The sequence below is a fragment of the Streptomyces sp. NPDC060031 genome, assembly GCF_042736805.1.
Lineage (GTDB): Bacteria > Actinomycetota > Actinomycetes > Streptomycetales > Streptomycetaceae > Streptomyces.
This window is the reverse complement of sequence record NZ_JBHWVM010000015.1, coordinates 1-17,113: the sequence shown is the minus strand read 5'-3', so window position 1 is coordinate 17,113 and position 17,113 is coordinate 1. Positions and strand designations below refer to the sequence as shown.

14 protein-coding genes and 1 pseudogene are annotated in these 17,113 nt (G+C 72.7%); 8 read left to right on the top strand and 7 right to left on the bottom strand.

Going from position 1 to position 17,113, the window contains the following annotated elements; translation table 11 throughout:
• Positions 1 to 16: 16 nt before the first annotated feature.
• The 3 genes and pseudogenes from ACFWB8_RS09370 to ACFWB8_RS09360 all read right to left on the bottom strand — a co-directional run bounded on the left by ACFWB8_RS09370 (position 17) and on the right by ACFWB8_RS09360 (position 3,075).
• Positions 17 to 1,258, bottom strand: coding sequence for an Ig-like domain-containing protein (locus ACFWB8_RS09370; RefSeq protein WP_385223883.1), 1,242 nt, complete (start codon positions 1,256 to 1,258; stop codon positions 17 to 19).
• Positions 1,259 to 1,370: 112 nt separating this feature from the next.
• Positions 1,371 to 1,682: pseudogene (locus ACFWB8_RS09365) on the bottom strand (L,D-transpeptidase); the annotation flags it as partial.
• Positions 1,683 to 1,839: 157 nt separating this feature from the next.
• Positions 1,840 to 3,075, bottom strand: a complete 1,236-nt coding sequence (locus tag ACFWB8_RS09360) for an Ig-like domain-containing protein (protein WP_385224016.1) — start codon at positions 3,073 to 3,075, stop codon at positions 1,840 to 1,842.
• A gap of 179 nt (positions 3,076 to 3,254) precedes the next feature.
• Here ACFWB8_RS09360 and glgX point away from each other — a divergent pair, with 179 nt between their 5' ends.
• Together glgX and ACFWB8_RS09350 are read left to right on the top strand one after the other, a co-directional pair.
• Complete coding sequence (gene glgX, locus ACFWB8_RS09355) at positions 3,255 to 5,540, top strand: glycogen debranching protein GlgX (RefSeq protein ID WP_385223882.1); 2,286 nt, start codon at positions 3,255 to 3,257, stop codon at positions 5,538 to 5,540.
• Between the two features lie 189 nt (positions 5,541 to 5,729).
• Positions 5,730 to 6,458 carry a CDP-alcohol phosphatidyltransferase family protein gene (locus ACFWB8_RS09350; RefSeq protein ID WP_385223881.1) on the top strand — a complete coding sequence of 243 codons (729 nt, stop codon included), beginning with the start codon at positions 5,730 to 5,732 and terminating at the stop codon, positions 6,456 to 6,458.
• Here ACFWB8_RS09350 and ACFWB8_RS09345 read toward each other — a convergent pair.
• A complete protein-coding gene (locus ACFWB8_RS09345) occupies positions 6,439 to 6,921 on the bottom strand; it encodes an adenylyltransferase/cytidyltransferase family protein (RefSeq protein ID WP_385223880.1) in 483 nt (160 codons plus the stop codon). The genes ACFWB8_RS09350 and ACFWB8_RS09345 overlap by 20 nt on opposite strands.
• Positions 6,922 to 7,093: 172 nt before the next feature.
• Between ACFWB8_RS09345 and ACFWB8_RS09340 the strand changes: the two genes are divergently transcribed.
• Genes ACFWB8_RS09340 through ACFWB8_RS09330 form a run of 3 tightly spaced genes read left to right on the top strand, consistent with a single transcriptional unit; the run spans position 7,094 to position 11,282 of the window.
• Positions 7,094 to 8,299: a glycosyltransferase family 4 protein gene (locus ACFWB8_RS09340; protein ID WP_385224014.1), complete on the top strand. Its 1,206-nt coding sequence runs from the start codon at positions 7,094 to 7,096 to the stop codon at positions 8,297 to 8,299.
• Positions 8,296 to 10,059: a lipopolysaccharide biosynthesis protein gene (locus ACFWB8_RS09335; protein WP_385223879.1), complete on the top strand. Its 1,764-nt coding sequence runs from the start codon at positions 8,296 to 8,298 to the stop codon at positions 10,057 to 10,059. The genes ACFWB8_RS09340 and ACFWB8_RS09335 overlap by 4 nt, the downstream gene beginning before the upstream one ends.
• Positions 10,056 to 11,282 (top strand): hypothetical protein, encoded by a 1,227-nt coding sequence (locus ACFWB8_RS09330; protein WP_385223878.1) that lies wholly within the window; start codon positions 10,056 to 10,058, stop codon positions 11,280 to 11,282. The genes ACFWB8_RS09335 and ACFWB8_RS09330 overlap by 4 nt, the downstream gene beginning before the upstream one ends.
• Here the strand turns inward: ACFWB8_RS09330 and ACFWB8_RS09325 are convergent.
• A complete protein-coding gene (locus tag ACFWB8_RS09325) occupies positions 11,268 to 11,912 on the bottom strand; it encodes a TetR/AcrR family transcriptional regulator (protein WP_385223877.1) in 645 nt (214 codons plus the stop codon). The two genes, ACFWB8_RS09330 and ACFWB8_RS09325, sit on opposite strands and share 15 nt — an antisense overlap.
• Positions 11,913 to 11,993: 81 nt before the next feature.
• Here ACFWB8_RS09325 and ACFWB8_RS09320 point away from each other — a divergent pair, with 81 nt between their 5' ends.
• Positions 11,994 to 13,487 carry an MDR family MFS transporter gene (locus ACFWB8_RS09320; protein WP_385223876.1) on the top strand — a complete coding sequence of 498 codons (1,494 nt, stop codon included), beginning with the start codon at positions 11,994 to 11,996 and terminating at the stop codon, positions 13,485 to 13,487.
• Here the strand turns inward: ACFWB8_RS09320 and ACFWB8_RS09315 are convergent.
• Positions 13,484 to 14,995, bottom strand: coding sequence for a hypothetical protein (locus ACFWB8_RS09315; protein WP_385223875.1), 1,512 nt, complete (start codon positions 14,993 to 14,995; stop codon positions 13,484 to 13,486). The two genes, ACFWB8_RS09320 and ACFWB8_RS09315, sit on opposite strands and share 4 nt — an antisense overlap.
• A 108-nt stretch (positions 14,996 to 15,103) precedes the next feature.
• Here ACFWB8_RS09315 and ACFWB8_RS09310 point away from each other — a divergent pair, with 108 nt between their 5' ends.
• Together ACFWB8_RS09310 and ACFWB8_RS09305 are read left to right on the top strand one after the other, a co-directional pair.
• A complete protein-coding gene (locus ACFWB8_RS09310) occupies positions 15,104 to 15,643 on the top strand; it encodes a WcaF family extracellular polysaccharide biosynthesis acetyltransferase (RefSeq protein WP_385223874.1) in 540 nt (179 codons plus the stop codon).
• Complete coding sequence (locus tag ACFWB8_RS09305) at positions 15,640 to 16,767, top strand: glycosyltransferase (RefSeq protein ID WP_385223873.1); 1,128 nt, start codon at positions 15,640 to 15,642, stop codon at positions 16,765 to 16,767. Before ACFWB8_RS09310 ends, ACFWB8_RS09305 begins: the two co-directional genes overlap by 4 nt.
• Positions 16,768 to 16,789: 22 nt before the next feature.
• Here ACFWB8_RS09305 and ACFWB8_RS09300 read toward each other — a convergent pair whose 3' ends face one another.
• Positions 16,790 to 17,005, bottom strand: coding sequence for a DUF6458 family protein (locus tag ACFWB8_RS09300; protein ID WP_385223872.1), 216 nt, complete (start codon positions 17,003 to 17,005; stop codon positions 16,790 to 16,792).
• Between the last annotated feature and the right edge of the window lie 108 nt (positions 17,006 to 17,113).

Below are 17,113 nucleotides of genomic sequence, written 5' to 3'. Positions count from 1 at the left end.
TACCCGCGGGCGGGGGCTACTTGATCCACTCCGCCCAGTCCATGTTCCAGCCGTTGAGGCCGTTGTCCGGGGCGACCGTCTTGTCCTTGGAGTTCTTCACGATGACCACGTCGCCGATCAGCGAGCTGTCGAAGAACCAGGCGGCCGGCTCGTCGGGGTCGCCGGCGCCGCGCTCGTCGCGCAGGCCCACGCATCCATGGCTGACGTTCTCCGAACCGAAGGTGCCCGAGGAGGCCCAGTAGTTGCCGTGGACGAAGGTGCCCGAGTTCGTCAGCCGCATGGCGTGCGGGACGTCGGAGATGTCGTACTCGCCGCCGAAGCCGACGGTCGCGCCGTTCATCCGGGTCACCTTGTACTTCTCGCTGATGACCATCTGCCCGTTGTACGTGGTCGTCGAGGGCGCGCCCGCGGTGATCGGGACGTTCTTGACCACCTGGCCGTCGCGGACGACCTGCATCGTGTGGTCGGCCGCGTCGACCGTGGAGACCTGGGAGCGGCCGACGGTGAAGGTGACCGTACGGGTCTGCTTGCCGTAGACCCCCGGGCGGCCTTCGACTCCGTCGAGGGCGAGCTTCAGGGTGACCTTGGTGCCGGCGGCCCAGTACTTCTCCGGGCGGAAGTCGAGGCGGTCGTTGCCGAACCAGTGGCCCTCGACCGGCACGGACGGCTCGGCCGTCACCGTGATGGCCTTCTCGACGGCCTCGGGGTTGGTGATGCCGCGGGTGAAGTTGACCGAGACCGGCATGCCCACGCCGACGGTCGAGCCGTCCTCGGGCGTGTAGTGGCCGACGAAGGTGTTGGTGGGGGTCAGGGTGGTGAAGGTGGTGTCCTTGGCGGACTCGCGGCCCGCCTCGTCCTTGGCCACCGCGTGCACCTTGTACTCGGTGGCGGAGGCGAGGTTGCGGGCGGGCTCCCAGCTCGCGCCGTCGCCGGCGAGCTTGCCCTCCACCGCGTTGCCCTTGGTGTCGGCGACGGTCACCGTGGTGAGCTTGCCGCCCGTGCTGGATATCTTCAGGACGCCGTTGGTGGCGACCTCCTTGGCCCCGTCGTCCGGCTTGACGCTCACGACGGCCTTGGACGCCTCGGTACCGGTCTTGCCGCTCCCGCCGTCCCCGCCACCGCTCCCGCCCTTGCCGCCTCCATCGCCGCCGGCGCTGCACGCGCTGGTGAGCAGCAGCGCCGCACCCAGCAGGAGGGCCGGCAGGCCAACGCGGACGCGGCCGCGTATCGGCTGCAGGTTCACTCTTCTTCTCCCCATGTCCCCCGCGCGCGGGCAGTCGCGCGCTTGTCGACAGGTAATCACATGGGGGGATCACGAAGAGCCACGCTCGTGTCACCGTTCCGTCCCAAGTGCCGGGGCGGCGGACGGATCAGTCCTCGGTGCCGGGTTTGGTGCCCCAGACGTAGACGGCGTCGCCCTCGGTGAGCAGGTCCCACAGGCGCCCCGCGTCGGGGACCGAGAGGTTCACGCAGCCGGCGGAGCCGCCGTGGGCGTAGAGGTCGCCGGGGCGGCCGTGCAGGGCCTGGCCGCCGTCGAAGAACTGGGCGTACGGCATGGGGGCGTTGTCGTAGAGGGAGGACTTGTGGTCGATGCTGCGCCAGTAGACCTCGTGCCAGCCGGGGCGGGTCTCCTGGTCGTCGCGGCCGGTGCGGACGGGGACGGGCGGGAAGACCACGTTGCGGTCGCGCTGCCTGACATGACGCTCCGTCCGTTTCCCGCGCTGCTGGCCCGTACAGGCTGGGCGCGGGTCTCGGCGCGTCGGACGAAGGACACTCGCCCGGTACGGCATTGCGGTCCGACAATCACTCGATCGGTCCGCAGTCGGGGGCGGGACGCGGTCAGCCGAGGGCGGAGCCCGCGACCCAGGCCGGCCAGGACATGTTCCAGCCGCCCAGGCCGTTGTCCGGGGCCACCGTCTTGTCCTGCGAGTTCACGACCTCCACCACGTCGCCGACCAGCGTCCGGTCGAAGAACCATCCGGCGGGGGTGTCCGAGCCGCCGCCCTTGTTGTCGCGCAGGCCCACGCAGCCGTGGCTGGTGTTGGTGGAGCCGAAGGTGTCGGGGCTGGCCCAGTAGTTCCCGTGCAGGAAGGTGCCGGAGGCGGTGAGCCGCATGGCGTGCGGGACGTCGGGGATGTCGTACTCGCCCTTGCCGTCCTCGCTCGTGAAGCCGACGGTCGCCCCGTTCATCCGGGTGACGTCGAACATCTCCATCACCACCATCTTGCCGTTGTAGGTGGTGTTCTTGGGCGCCCCGGCGCTGATCGGCACGGTCGACAGCAGCTCGCCGTCGCGCCGGACCTCCATGGTGTGCGCGGCCGCGTCCACGGTGGAGACCTGCGAGCGGCCCACGGTGAAGCGGATGGTCTTGTCCTGGATGCCGTACGAGCCCGGCGCGCCCTCGATGTCGCGCAGGTTCATCTTCACCGTGATCTCGGTGCCCGCCTTCCAGTACGCCTTGGGCCGGAAGTCCAGGCGCTCGCGCCCGAACCAGTGCCCGGCCACCTCGACCGCGGGGTCGGAGGTGATGGTGATGGCCTTCTCCACGGCGGCGCGCTGCTCGATCGCCCGGTTGAACTTGAAGGAGATGATCATGCCGGTGCCGACGGTGGAGCGGTTCTCGGGCTTGAAGTAGCCGATGAACCGTTCCTCGGGCACGTAGGTGGTGAAGGTGGTGTGCCGGGCCTGGCGGCGGTCGTGCCCGTCGAGGGCGACCGCGTCCACGGTGTACTTGGCGGCGAGCGCGAGCCGGCCGTTCGCCGGGTCGGGGCTCCAGCTGAGGCCGTCGTCGGCGATGGAGCCGGCGACCTGCTCCTCCTGGGCGTCCTCCACCTTGGTGACGACGACCCGCTCCAGCCGGCCCTCGGGCACGCTGACCGTGAGCGGGCCGTCGGCGGGTACGCCTCTGGCGTTGTCGTCGGGGGTGATCCGGATGGCCTCGTCCGGCGACCGGGGTTTGCCGGGCAGCTGGATCTCCACCGGGGATCCGCCGTCCTTGGTGCATCCGGCCAGGCCGCCCAGCAGGGCCGCCCCTGCCGCCACGGCGGCCAAGCCCGCCCCTGCCCGCCTCGTCAGAAGAGTCACGACCCTCCAACGACCGGGCCCCTCCAGGGGAAACGTGAGCGCGGCCCGAGTTCCGGATAGCACAGTCCGGGCAGAACAGTGGGAAGGACCAGACGGGGGCGGGCCCAAGCCGGGACGCCGGGGCCGCACTCCCCAACCCTCGCCGGTACCGAGAGCCGTGGAGGCGGGCAGTGTCGAGCGCAGCCGAGCAAGAGGCGGTGGAAGCCGTCGCAGGTGAGGTACGGAGCGGCCGGGCCGCTCCCGTGCCGCACGTCAACGGGCAGTCGAAGGGCCAGGCGCCACGCGCGTCGGCGCGCCCGGGGCCACCGCTGTGGCCCGGGTCCTCGCATCCGCTGGGGGCCCGGTTCCATCAGGGCCCCGACGGGATCGCGGGCACCAACTTCGCGCTGTGGGCGCAGGGAGCGGAGGCGGTGGAGCTGTGCCTGTTCGATGAGGGCGGGGCCGAGACCCGCTGCGCGCTGACGGAGCTCACGCACGAGATCTGGCACGGTTTCGCGCCGGGCGTGCGCCCCGGGCAGCGCTACGGGTTCCGGGTGCACGGCCGCTGGGACCCCTGGACGGGCGCCCGGTACAACCCGGCGAAGCTGCTCCTGGACCCGTACGCGCGGGCCGTGGACGGGGACTTCACGCTGCCGCCCGAGGTCTACGGGCACGTGCGCGACTGGCCGCAGCAGTACATCGCGGACACCGTGCGCGACGACCGCGACTCGGCGCCGCACGTCCCCAAGGGGGTCGTGGTCCACGATGACGACGACTGGGCGGACGACGTCCGGCCGAAGACCCCGTGGGCCGATTCGGTCATCTACGAGTTGCACGTGCGCGGCTTCACGATGCGCCACCCGGGCGTCCCCGAGCACCTGCGCGGCACGTACGCGGGGCTGGCCCACCCGGCGGCGATCGAGCACCTGACCGGGCTGGGGGTGACGGCGGTGGAGCTGCTGCCGGTCCACCAGTTCGCCCACGAGGACCACCTGCTGCGCCGGGGGCTGCGCAACTACTGGGGGTACAACTCCGTCGGCTACTTCGCCCCGCACGCCGGGTACTCGTCGAGCGGTACGGCCGGACAGCAGGTCGGCGAGTTCAAGCGCATGGTGCGGGCCCTGCACGCGGCGGGCATCGAGGTCATCCTCGACGTGGTCTACAACCACACGGCGGAGGCCGGCGAGCTGGGTCCGACGCTGTCGCTGCGGGGGGTCGACAACCGGGCGTACTACCGCCTCCAGTCGGACCAGCGCCGGTACGCCGACTACACGGGCTGCGGGAACACCCTGCACGCCGGGCGGCCGCACGTGCTGCGGCTGATCACCGACTCGCTGCGGTACTGGGTCACGGAGATGGGGGTGGACGGCTTCCGCTTCGACCTGGCGGCGGCCCTGGCCCGCTCGATGCACGACGTGGACATGCTGTCGCCGTTCCTCGCGGTGATCGCACAGGATCCGGTGCTGCGCCGGGTGAAGCTGATCGCCGAGCCGTGGGACGTGGGCTCGGGGGGGTACCAGGTGGGCGCGTTCCCGCCCCTGTGGACGGAGTGGAACGACCGCTACCGCGATGCCGTACGGGACTTCTGGCGGGGCGCGCTGCCTGACGTACGGGACCTGGGGTACCGGCTCTCGGGGTCGAGCGACCTGTACGCGTGGGGCGGGCGCCGGCCGTACGCGTCGGTGAACTTCGTGACGGCCCACGACGGCTTCACCCTGCGCGACCTGGTGAGTTACGAGCGCAAGCACAACGAGGAGAACGGGGAGGCGGGGCGGGACGGCACCGATGACAACCGGTCGTGGAACTGTGGGGTGGAGGGCGAGCCGCCCGAGGGCACGGACCCGCGGACCGGTGCGCTGCGCCGCCGCCAGCTGCGCAACCTGCTCACCACGCTGCTGCTCTCCACCGGCGTGCCGATGCTTGTGGCGGGCGACGAGTTCGGGCGCACCCAGGGCGGGAACAACAACGCGTACTGCCAGGACAACGAGACGAGCTGGGTCGACTGGTCGCTGCTGGAGGACCCGCAGTGGCAGGGGCTGTTCGCGCTCGCCCGGCGGCTGATCTCACTGCGCCACACCCACCCGGTGCTGCGCCGGCGGGCGTTCTTCTCGGGCCGGGCCCAGGGCGCGGACGGGCTGCGGGACCTGGCCTGGTTCACCCCGGCCGGGGCGGAGATGACGGAGCGGGACTGGTACGCGCCGGCGGCCGCGCTGGGGCTGTACCTGTCGGGCCGCGACATCCCCGGGCGGGACGAGCGGGGGCGGCAGGTGACGGACGACAGCTTCCTGGCGCTGCTGCACGCCGGGGACCGGCCGGCGGCGTGGGTCCTGCCGGGGGCTCCGTGGGCGGCGTCGTACGAACTGGTCCTGGACACCTCTCTGGAGGACCAGGCCGCCGCCCCGGGCACCCGGCACCGCGGCGGCCAGACACTGACGGTCCCGGCCCGGGCGGTGCTGCTGCTGAAGGTGGTGAGCTGAGGGGGCCCGGCGCGCGGGGTTCGCCGGGTCCGCTGCTGGTCGCGGTCGTCTTGAGGGCCGCCGCGGGGCCGTCCGTACCGTTGCTTCCGGACGGCCGGGAACATCCGGCGCGGGAACCCGCGTGCGCCCTGCGATGATGTGGCCCTCGTACGCACGAACGCGTACACACATGTTCTAGGGAGCTTGTGGATGGCGAGTGTCGGGACCGCGCTGCGGGAATTGCGCGGGGCGCAGAAGTCGGCGAAGGGCGTGTCGCTCTATTCGCGCTTCGTCAACCGGCCCGCCGGGCGGTACCTGGCCGCCGGGTCTTACGCGCTCGGGCTCACCCCGAACCAGGTGACTCTGGTCAGCGCCGCCTTCAGCTTCGCCGCGGTGGCCGCGGTGGCGCTGGCCGCGCCGTCGTGGGGGCTGGGGGTGGCGGTCTGGGCCGCCCTGGCGGTCGGCTTCGCCTTCGACTCGGCCGACGGCCAGTTGGCCCGGCTGCGCGGGGGCGGCAGCGCGGCGGGCGAGTGGCTCGACCACGTCGTGGACTGCGCCAAGATCACCGCGCTGCACACCTGCGTGCTGATCGCCTTTTACCGCTTCCCCGAGGCTTACGGGATCGCAGCGGGCGGGGACGGCTGGCTGCTGGTGCCGCTGGGGTTCCAGTTCGCCTCGGTCGTCACCTTCTTCGGCGGGCTGCTGACCGAGAAGCTCAAGCCCAAGCCGGCCGCGGGGAGCCCCGCCGCCGCGCCCTCGACCCTGCGCGCGGTGGCGTTGCTGCCCGTCGACTACGGGGTGTTCTGCCTGGTGTTCCTGCTGCTCGGCGGCGGGGAGCTGTTCGCCTGGGCCTACGCCGGGCTGGGCGCGGTCGCCGCACTGTTCCTGCTGGCGTTCCTCGCGAAGTGGTTCCGGGAGCTCAGCGCCGTTCGGCGGTGAGGGGCTCCGCGACCGGCTCCGCGAGCGCGTCCAGCGCCCGGCGGAGCTGGGTGCTGGAGGTGTGCACGGTGTAGGGGAAGTAGACGACGTCGACGCCGTGCGCGGCGAAGTCCTTCTCCAGCCGGTCACCCTTGGGGGTGCCCCGCCAGTCGTCGCCCTTGAAGATGACGTCGAAGCGGACCTGCCGCCAGGTCTCCACCTTGTCCGGAACCGTCTCGACGAAGGCCGCGTCGACGTACTTGACGCTCCGGACGATCTCCAGGCGCTCCACGAGCGGGATCATCGGGCGGCGGCCCTTGGCGAGTTCCGCCATTTCGTCGGAGACGACGCCGGCGACCAGGTAGTCGCACTGACTACGGGCGTGCCGAAGGATGTTGAGATGTCCGATGTGGAAGAGGTCGTACGCGCCCGGCGCGTAGCCGACTCGGTACGGTCTGCGCGTGGGCACACCAAACTCGGACATTTCCTGCTCCGTCATCCGTTACCCCCCAGAAGCCACACCCCCCGGTGTGGCGGATTAGCAGACAATAGCGTGCACGTTCCCCATCACGCCGGTGAACGAATAGGGTGACGTGCGCATCATCCAGGGGAGAAGGGGACGTTCAGTGTCCAGATCCGGTCACCGGCGCCTGCTGCTGGTTTCCACCAATTACGCTCCCGAGCACGCGGGAATTGGGCCGTACGCCACCCAGATCGCGGAGCACTGGGCGGATCTCGGCCACGAGACACACGTCCTGACGGGCATGCCGCACTATCCGGCCTGGTCGCTCGAGCCGGAGTACAAGGGGGCGCTCCGGCGCACGGAGCAGCGCGCGGGGGTTACCGTGCACCGGCGCGCGCACACCGTGCCGCCGCGCCAGACCGCCGTCAAGCGGGCCCTGTTCGAAGGATCGATTCTGCTGCACGGCGCCGTGGCCCCGCCCCGGATGCCGAGGCCGGACGCGGTCCTGGCCCAGATGCCCAGCCTGGCCGGCGGCGTGCTCGCCGCACGGCTCGCGGCGAAGTGGAAAGTCCCGTATGTCCCGGTCGTCCAGGACCTGATGGGCGCCGCCGCCGCGCAGAGCGGCATCAGCGGCGGCGACAAGGCGGCCGCGGTCGCCGGGCGCGCGGAGGCGTACGCCCTCAAGCGGGCCACCCTCGTCGGCGTCATCCACGAGACCTTCGTGGACCGGGTCGTCGGCATGGGCGTGGACCCGCGCAAGATCCGCCTGGTGCCCAACTGGTCCCACGTGGCGGTGCCGACCAAGCCGCGCGGCGAGACCCGCCGGCACCTCGGCTGGGCGCGCGGCCAGACCGTGGTACTGCACTCCGGGAACATGGGGCTCAAGCAGGGCCTGGAGGTCCTCGTCGGGGCCGCCCGGCTGGATCCGGACGTCCGTTTCGTCCTCATGGGCGACGGCAGCCAGCGCACGGCCCTCGCCGACCTGGCGTCCGACGTACCGAACCTGGACATCATCCCCCCTGCCGCCGACGGCGAGTTCCCGGATATCCTCGCGGCGGCGGACGTGCTCGCGGTCACGCAGCACGCCGCCGTGATGGACATGAGCGTGCCGTCCAAGCTCACGTCCTACTTCCAGGCCGGCCGGCCCGTCGTCGCCTCCGTCGCGGCGCTGGGCGGCACCGCCCAGGAGGTGGAACGGTCGGGCGCCGGGGTGCTCGTCCCGCCGGAGGACCCCGAGGCGCTGCTGAAGGCCGTACGGGCCCTCGCCGAGGACCCCGCGGGCGCTGACGAACTGGGGGCGGCCGGACCGCGGCACGTCGCGGCCCACCTGAGCCGGGAAGCGGGCCTGGCCCGCATCGACGCACTGATAGACGAAGCACTTGGGGGTCCCCGGCCGTGATCGAGACGAACCGCCCAGCAGCGGCCCCGGCAGAGGACGAACCCGATCTCCTCAGGGACCAGTTCCGCCAGCTCCTGCGCTACCGCCGGCTGATCGGCGCGGGCGTCGGCATCGGCCTGCTGGGTGGCGTCTACCTCGGCGTCTCCACGGCGGACACCTACGTGGCGACCGCCGACATCGTGCTGCGCGCGCCCACCGACGACCCGTTCAACCCGAGCCTCGCCCCTGACAAGGCGATCAACATCGGCTCGGAGCGCCAGGTCGCGCTCTCCAGCTCCATAGCCAACGAGGCCGCGAAGAAGCTCGGCGTCTCGGCGAGCGGCTTCGCGGCCCTGCGCAGCGGCCTCCAGGTGACCAACCCGCCGCAGTCGATGGTCCTGCGCTTCACCTACACCTCCTCCTCCCCCAAGGAGGCCGCCCGGCGCGCCAACGCGATGACCGAGGCGTACCTGCTCAAGCGGCAGGAGGCCCTGGACCTCACCCGCGACAAGATGGTCAAGGGCTACAAGGACCAGCGCGACCCGGTCTCCAAGCAGCTCGACGAGCTCGTCAAGGAGATCGCGCGGATGCCGGCCGGCGCCCCGCGCGACGCCGCCACCTCCACCAAGACCGACCTGCAGAGCGAGGTCGGCCGCTACAACGGCAACATCACCAAGCTCGAGGCCCTGGACATGACCCCCGGCCGGGTCACCAGCGCGGCCACCCCGCCCTCCCACCCGGACGGCCCCGGCCTGCCCATGTCGCTCGCGCTCGGCGCGGCCGTGGGTCTCGCGCTCGGCCTGCTCGGGGCGTGGGTGCGGCTCGTGTTCGACCCGGCGCCGCGCTCCGAGGGCGATGTCGCGCGGGCCCTGCGCGCGCCCGTACTGGGCTCCCTGCCGCGGGACAAGACCGGTGGCGGTCCGCTGCTCGCGGCCGGGGAGGAAGACCCCCGGCTCGCCGAGGAGTTCCGCTCGGTGGCCTTCCGGCTCGCGTACGACTCCCGCTTCGCCGACCGGCGGCGGCTGCTCGTGGTGGCCCCGCGCGGCAGCAGCGAGACTGCGGCCGCGGTGGCGGTGAACCTGGCCGCCTCCTTCGCGGAGACCGGCAAGGACGTCCTGCTGATCGAGGCCGACCTGCGCACCCCGGTGCTGGCCAGCCAGCTGCCGACCGACGCGGGTGGGCGGCCGCGCTGGAGCCAGATGCCCGGCGGCCCCGCCGGCGGGCGCCCCGGGCAGCACGGGGAATCCGACTGGCCCGACGGACGCCAGCTCGTCGTGGACGCCGGCGAGTCGGGCGCCTTCGACCTGATCCCCGGCGAGCGGGTCCGCAACGTCGCCCGCGCCCTGACCTCCCCGCGCGCCACCCGGCTGATCTCCGAGGCCGACTCCCCGAACTCCACCGTGGTCGTGCTCGCGCCGCCCGTCCTCTCGTACGCCGACGCCCTCGCGCTCGTGGACCGCGTCGACGGGGTCCTGGTGGTCTGCGACCCGCGCGCGGTGCACCGCACCGACCTGTCCCGGATCCGCGAGCTGATCAGCGGCGCCGGCGGCACCGTGCTGGGCGCCGTGCTGCACACCCCGCTGCCCGGCGAGAAGCGCGGCACCGGCCTGCTGCGCAAGGGCGGCACGCCCTCCGCGCCGGCCCCGGCGCCCGCCGCGCAGACCCCGGAGCGGTCCGCGCCGCAGCCGATCCCGTACGAGGTGGCCGACACCGAGCAGCACATCCCGGGTGACGGCACCGACACCGTCGCCCTGCGCACGGTCCGCACGGGCCGGCGGTGAGCCGGCGCGGCCTCGCCGCGGTCGCGTCCGTCCTGGACCAGGCCGCCTCCAGCGCCACGAACATCCTGGTGCTGGTGCTGGCCGCGCGGCTGTCGTCGGCGTCCGGTTTCGCCGATTTCTCGATGGTGTACGTGACCTTCAGCGTGCTCCTCGGGCTGAACATGGCCTACGTCGGCCAGACCGTGGTGCTGGAGAAGGGCGAGCGCCTGCCCTCCGTGTGCCGCTCGGGCCTGGCCTTCACCGCGGCCGCCTCGGCCGCGGCCGGGGTGGCGCTGGCCGTCGTGGGCCTGGCGCTGGCGGGGGGCGCAGGGCGGGCGTTCCTCGCGCTGGGCCTCGTACTGCCCCTGGTCCTCGTACAGGACGGGCTGCGCTACTGCTTCTCCGCACTGCGGGCGCCCGAGCGGGCGCTGGCCGCCGACGCGCTGCGCCTCGTGTGCGTGGTCCCGGCGCTGCTGCTCCAGCCCGAAGGGGCCTCGGCGGGACGGCTGGTGCTGGTGTGGGGGGCCTCGGCCCTGCCCGCGCTGGCGCTCGGACTGTGGCTGCTGCGGCCGTCCGTGCGCGGGGCCCGGATGGAGCTGCGCCCGTACCTGCGGCGCGGGCACCTCGGGCAGCGGTTCGTGGTCGAGTTCGCGGTGGGCAACGGCTCCAGCCAGCTCGCGGTGCTCGGCCTCGGCGTCTTCGCGACCCCGCTGGCCGTCGGCGCGCTGCGGGGCGCGACCACCTTGTTCGGGCCGCTGAACGTGCTGTTCAACTCGGCCAACGCCTTCGGCCCGCCGGTCGTGGGCCGGGCCCGCGGCAAGCGCGGTGTGGTCCGGCTGACCGCGCTGATGGGCGGCGCGCTCGCCGTCGTCGGGGCCGGCTGGGGGGCCGTGCTGTACGCGCTGCCGGACCGGCTGGGCCGTCAGCTGCTCGGCGACACCTGGACGGCGGCGTCCGCGCTGCTGCCGGCCACGGGCGCGCAGTACGCCGTCATGGGACTCGGCACGTGTGCGCTGCTGACCCTGCGCGTGCTCAACCCGAGGGCCACCCTGTCCTTGCAGGTGGTCTTCTCGCTGCTGTCCGTGGGGCTGCTGCTCGGCGGGTACGCGCTGTGGGGCGTGGCCGGGGCCGCCTGGGGTCTGGCCCTCGGCTCGGCCGCGAAGGCGGTGGCGGGCTGGCTCCGGGTGGCCCGGATCGAGGTGCCCGCGGCCCCGGCCCCGGCCGCGGAGTCAGTGACCGCCTGAGGCTGCCGCGCCGGTGCTCCCGGCGCTCGCGTCGCCGGCGTCGCCCGTGGCGGCGGCGACGTCGCCGAAGCCCGTTTCCAGCAGGGCGAACAGGTCGCGCATGGCCTGCTGCTGGTCGTCCTGGCCGCGGATCAGGCTGGTGGTGTCCAGCGCGAAGCGGGCCAGTGCGGCGGCCCCGAGGTCGCCTTCGGGGGCGCCGGTCGCCTCGGCGATGGCGGCGGCCAGGGCGAACTCGTGGCGCCTCCACATCCGGTCCCAGTACTCCTGGAGTTCGGGGGTCTGCCGGACCAGGTTCATGTGCGCGACCACGTCCGGATCGTCGATGCGCCGCGTGGCGCGGGTCGCGAGGAGGTGGTCGCGCAGGGCGTGCAGGACGGACTGCCCGGCGGCCCGGTCCCGTACGGCCGCGACCAGTGCGGCCTCGACGTCCTCGTCCTCGTCGAAGACGAGGGCCTCTTTGCTCGGGAAGTGCTTGAACAGGGTGGTCACGGAGACGTCGGCCGCCTCCGCCACGTCCCGCACGCCCACCTTCTCGTAGCCGTGTTCCAGGAACAGCCGCCCCGCCGCATCCGCCAGGGCCTGGCGGGTCTGGGCCTTCTTGCGTTCGCGGCGCCCCACTGTCTCGTTCATAGCCACACTCTAGCGCCGTGGTGTATCCGATGCAAAAGTTGAGTGGTTGCACTTATTGAGTGGCTGTGCTTCCGTGGAGCCATGCCTCACACCACACCCTCGGCGGCCGAGGCCGCCACCCCCGGCCGGATACGCCTGACCCTGCTCGGCGTGATGCTCGCGATGCTGCTCGCCATGCTCGACAACATGGTCGTCGGCACCGCGATGCCGACGATCGTCGGTGAACTCGGCGGCCTGGAGCGCCTGTCGTGGGTGGTCACCGCCTACACGCTCGCCACCGCCGCCTCGACCCCGGTCTGGGGCAAGCTGGGCGACCTGTACGGCCGCAAGGGCACCTTCCTCACCTCGATCGTGATCTTCCTCGTCGGCTCCGGCCTGTCCGGCGCGGCCCGTTCCATGGAGCAGCTGATCGCCTTCCGGGCCCTCCAGGGCATCGGCGCCGGCGGTCTCGTGGTCGGCGCCTTCGCCCTCATCGGTGCGCTGGTCTCCCCGCGCGAGCGGGGCAGGTACCAGGGCATGTCGGCCACGATCATGGCGGTCGGCACCATCGGCGGGCCACTGCTCGGCGGCTTCCTCACCAGCCACCTGGGCTGGCGGTGGAGCTTCTACATCAACCTGCCGATCGGCGTGGTCGTGCTGGCCTGGATCCAGACGATGCTGCACCTGCCGGCGAAGCGCCCGGCGACCCGCGCCGACGCGCCGCGCATGGACTACCTCGGCGCCGCGCTGCTGACCACCACCATCAGCGCGCTGGTCCTGCTCACCACCTGGGGCGGCACCCAGTACGCGTGGGGCTCGGCGCAGGTGCTCGGCCTGGCGGCGCTGACCGTGCTCGCGCTCGGCGCCTTCCTGTGGTCCCAGACCCGCGCGGCGGAGCCGGTGCTGCCGCTCTCCGTCTTCCGCATCCGCAATCTGTCCCTGGCCTCGGTGATGGCCTTCAGCACCGGCGCGGCGATGTTCGGCGTGGTGAGTTTCCTGCCGATGTACCAGCAGTCGGTGCAGGGCGCCTCGGCCGCCAACTCCGGAATGCTGCTGCTGCCGATGGTCCTCCCGATCGTGCTGTGCTCGCAGGTCGTCGGCCGGGTGATGACCCTGACCGGCAGGTACAAGGTGTTCCCGGTCGTCGGCGGCGTCGTGGTCAGCCTCGGCCTGTACCTGCTGTCCACCATGGACGCCACCACCGGACGCGGAACGTCCGCCTTCTACATGGTGGTCCTCGGCACGGGGCTGGGCCTGGCGATGCAGATGCCGATGACGATCGCGCAGAACAGCGTCGAGGTGAAGGACATGGGCGTCGCCTCGGCCTCCTCCACCCTCTTCCGCACCATCGGCGGCTCGTTCGGCGTCGCCCTCTTCGGCTCGCTCTTCGCCCGCCGGGTCGGCGACGGGATCAGTCCGCACTCGGTGGCCGCGGGCACGCACAGCCTCTTCCTCTGTGCGGCGCTGCTGAGCCTGGCGGGCCTGGCCGCGGCCGTGTGCGTCAAGGAGGTCCCGCTGCGCGGAAAGCCGTCCGGCCCGGCGGAGCCGGCCGGACCCCGCAAGGCCGCCGCCACCGCCCCCGCCTCACAGGGCTAGCGCAGGGTGGTGTCCTTGTCCGTGCGGTACGTGGCCACCAGCGCGAGGCACAGGGCGGCGATGGCCACGCGGCCGGAGGCCTGCAGGAGCGGACCGCGCAGCAGGATGAAGGAGTAGCCCGCGACGAGCGGGACCACCACCGAGATCAGGCTCCCCGGCGGGGACCGGCGGGTGGCCCGCTTGGCGTAGCGGCGGTCGACGCGGGCGGCGGCGTACCCCAGGGCCACGAGTCCGCCGCCCATGCCCAGCGGACCGAAGTCGATCCACAGCTCCGCCCAGATAGGGGAGGAGAGGTTGGTGTTGACGGTGCCCATCCACTGGCCGACCATCACGCCGGTGTCGCGCGCCTTCCCGGGCCAGACCGAGCGCGGCACCGCGAAGAAGACGGATCCGGCGAGCTGGCGGCCGTAGAGGTGGCCGGGACCGGACTGCGAGTAGGTGATGGTGTTCGCGAACATGCCGATCTGGTCGTAGTCCTTGAGCGCCATCGGCTCCAGGAACGAGGTCGTCTCGACCGGCTTGTAGTTCTTCTCGTCGTAGCGGAAGCGGTCCGCGAAGGGGAAGACGAGCAGGGCGATCACCACGGCCATCGACAGCGCCACCCGGTACATCGCGGCGCTCACCGGGAAGACGGTGAACAGCAGCGCGAACATGACGGTCAGGAACCAGTAGCGCGGGTTCGAGATCGGGTTGTTGACCACCAGGTTCAAGGCGGCGAGCGCCGACCAGGTGACGATGACCGAGACCTTGCGGCGGGCGAACTTCGACGTGATCAGCCAGCGCGTGTACAGCAGCAGCGCGAGCAGCGCGGGCACGGTGCCGAAGCCGCGCAGCAGGGCCTGGCCGGCCTGGCCGTCGCCGTTGGAGACGCCCGCTTCCTCGATGCCGGCGATGATCTCCTGCCGGCTGGAGAAGAAGACCGCGGGGCCGCCGAGCTTCATGATGAAGGCCGCGCTGCACAGGAACGACAGGACGGTCAGCAGTTGCAGGCGCCGCCGGTGCGCCATGACCGGGCGCGGTTCCTTCTGGGAGCCCCCGGCGCGGCCGGCGGGCCGGTGCCGGGCGAGCAGCACGCCCACGTCGAAGGCCGCGCAGCCGAGCAGCACCAGGCCGATGGCCGCGGTGAGGTCGGAGCGGGGCCCCACGACCGGGGTCGGGACCTGGCCGAGGACGGCCTGGGCGAGCGGGGCCACGCCCATGGCCATGTAGACGAAGAGCCAGAAGGAGCCCTGGAGCAGCTTGCGGCGGCTGGTGAGGACCATCGCGGAGAGCCGCGCGCCCGCGTACATGGTCAGCAGGAGCTGGAGCCAGAAGGCCGCGTCGTGGGCGCCGGCGCCGGTCTGCACGGCGACGAAGAGCGGCAGGAAGACGGTGAACCCGAGGGCGAGAGGTACGGACAGCGCGCGCGAGAGCAGGGTGCGCGGGGTGGTGACCCGGCCCCACCTGGTCTCGTCCGCGGCCGCCGGAGCGGGGGGCGTGACGGAGGGCTTGCGTACGTCCGTTGCCACTGCTGCCCCCACCCCATGTGCCTGGTCCGCGCGCAGTCTAGTCTGAGCGGGCGGCGCCCGGGGAGGCGCCCGCGGGGTGGATGACGGGGCGGATGATGAGGGGCTGCTGTGCGTGATCTTCCTGCCTTCACGCTGGCCGGATACGACAAAGGGCGCGGGCTGCTGACCCAGGCGCTCTGGTTCGGCGTGATGAACACGCTGTTCATGAGCTGGTTCTGCCCGGCCCGGGTGCGCGTCGCGCTGCTGCGGGCCTTCGGGGCGAAGATCGGCGAGGGCGTGCTGATCCGCCACAAGGTGCGGGTGCTGTGGCCGTGGAAGCTGGCCGTCGGGGACCACACCTGGATCGGCGAGGGCGCCTGGCTGCTCAACCTGGAGCCGGTGGTGATCGGTTCGCACGTGTGCGTCTCCCAGGAGGCCATGCTGTGCACCGGCTCGCACGAGCACCGGGCCGCCGACTTCCGCTACCGCAACGCCCCGATCGTCGTGGAGGACGGTGCGTGGGTGGCGGTACGGGCGACCGTGCTGGCCGGGGTCACCGTGGGCCGGTGCGCCGTCGCGGGCGCGGGGGCCGTCGTGCACAAGGACCTGCCGGAACTGACCCTGCAGACCCAGGACGGGCGTCGCCGCCCGGTGGAGGAACCCAAGTGAGCGCCGCTTTCAGAGTTCTGCACGCCGTCACGCTGCACTCCCCCTCGCACGCCTTCGGCGGGCCGGTCCGGGTCGCGCTGAACCTGGCGAAGGGACTGCGGGCGCGCGGCCACGAGGCGGGGCTGCTGGCGCTGGGCGAGGGCTTCGCCGATCCCTGGCCCACCTCCGTGGAGGGTGTTCCGGCCAGTCTCTTCCCCGCCCGGCGCCTGCTCCCCCTGGGTTTCAGCGGGATGACCTCGCCGGCGCTGCTCGCCTCGGCGGGACGCCTGGTGCGGGGCGCCGACGTGGTCCACGTCCACCTGGCGCGGGACCTGGTCACCCTGCCCGTCGCCCTGGCGGCGCTGCGGGCCGGCAAGCCGCTCGTCCTGCAGACCCACGGCATGGTGGACCCGAGCGAGAAGCTGCTGGCCAAGGTGCTCGACGCGGTGGCGGTACGCCGGCTGCTGCGCGGCGCCGACGCGGTGCTGTACCTGACCCCGCACGAACGGGAAGGCCTGGACGCGGTGGTGGGCGCGCCCCTGTCCCGGGCGGTGCGGCTGGTGAACGGCACCCCGGCCCAGGAGGAGCGGCCGGCGCCCGCGGGGCCGCCGCGCATCCTGTACTCGGCGCGCCTGCAGGCCCGCAAGCGGCCGGTGGACTTCGTCTCCGCGGCCCCGGCGATCCTGGCGGCGCACCCGGACGCGGAGTTCGTGGTGGCCGGGCCCGACGAGGGCGAACTGGCGGCGGTGCGCGCGCGGATCGCCTCGCTCGGGCTGTCGGAGCGCTTCACGGTGCCGGGGGCGCTGTCGAGCACGGAGGTCCTGGCGGAGCTGCGCCGGGCGCACGTGTACGTACTGCCCTCGGTGGACGAGCCGTTCCCGATGTCGGTGCTGGAGGCCCTCGCGGTGGGGGTGCCGCCGGTGGTGACCCACTCCAACGGCCTGGCCCGCGACATCGCCGCCGCGGGCGCCGGCCTGGCGGTGGATCCCGGCCCGGAGGGCGTCGCGGCGGCGGTGCTGTCCCTGCTGGACCCCGACGCCAACCGGTCGGCCTCCCTGGCGGCCCGCGAACTGGCCGCGGCGTCCTTCTCGATGGACGCGGTCCTGGACACCCTGCTGCCCGTCTACGCGGCGGCCGGGCGCTGACCGGGCGGGGCCGGGCCGCCCCTTAGAGGACGTCCCGGCGCTCGCCCGCGACGGGCACGGCCGCCGTGATGCGGCGGCGCTTGAGGACGCTCGCGTAGACGGCGAGGCCGATGGCACCGACCGCCATCATGATCAGGCCGACCAGGTCGAGGTTGACGCTCTCCATCTCCCAGTCGGTCGCGAAGGTGAGGATGGCCCCCACCGCGATCAGGGCGATGCAGCTGCCCATGCCTCCCATAAAACTCGCCTCCGAAGCAGCGGTTCACTCGTCGTCGTGCCGTGTCCACGCGGCTACCCGGGGAACGGACGTGAAAACGCCGCCGCGGACCGGCAATCCGGTCCGCGG

Bases quoted from the DNA above. Each gene is read 5' to 3' on its own strand.
- ACFWB8_RS09350 (WP_385223881.1), top strand. From the start codon at position 5,730: ATGGCGAGTGTCGGGACCGCGCTGCGGGAATTGCGCGGGGCGCAGAAG.
- ACFWB8_RS09345 (WP_385223880.1), bottom strand. From the start codon at position 6,921: ATGTCCGAGTTTGGTGTGCCCACGCGCAGACCGTACCGAGTCGGCTAC.
- ACFWB8_RS09320 (WP_385223876.1), top strand. From the start codon at position 11,994: ATGCCTCACACCACACCCTCGGCGGCCGAGGCCGCCACCCCCGGCCGG.
- ACFWB8_RS09300 (WP_385223872.1), bottom strand. From the start codon at position 17,005: ATGGGAGGCATGGGCAGCTGCATCGCCCTGATCGCGGTGGGGGCCATC.
- ACFWB8_RS09370 (WP_385223883.1), bottom strand. From the start codon at position 1,258: ATGGGGAGAAGAAGAGTGAACCTGCAGCCGATACGCGGCCGCGTCCGC.
- ACFWB8_RS09325 (WP_385223877.1), bottom strand. From the start codon at position 11,912: ATGAACGAGACAGTGGGGCGCCGCGAACGCAAGAAGGCCCAGACCCGC.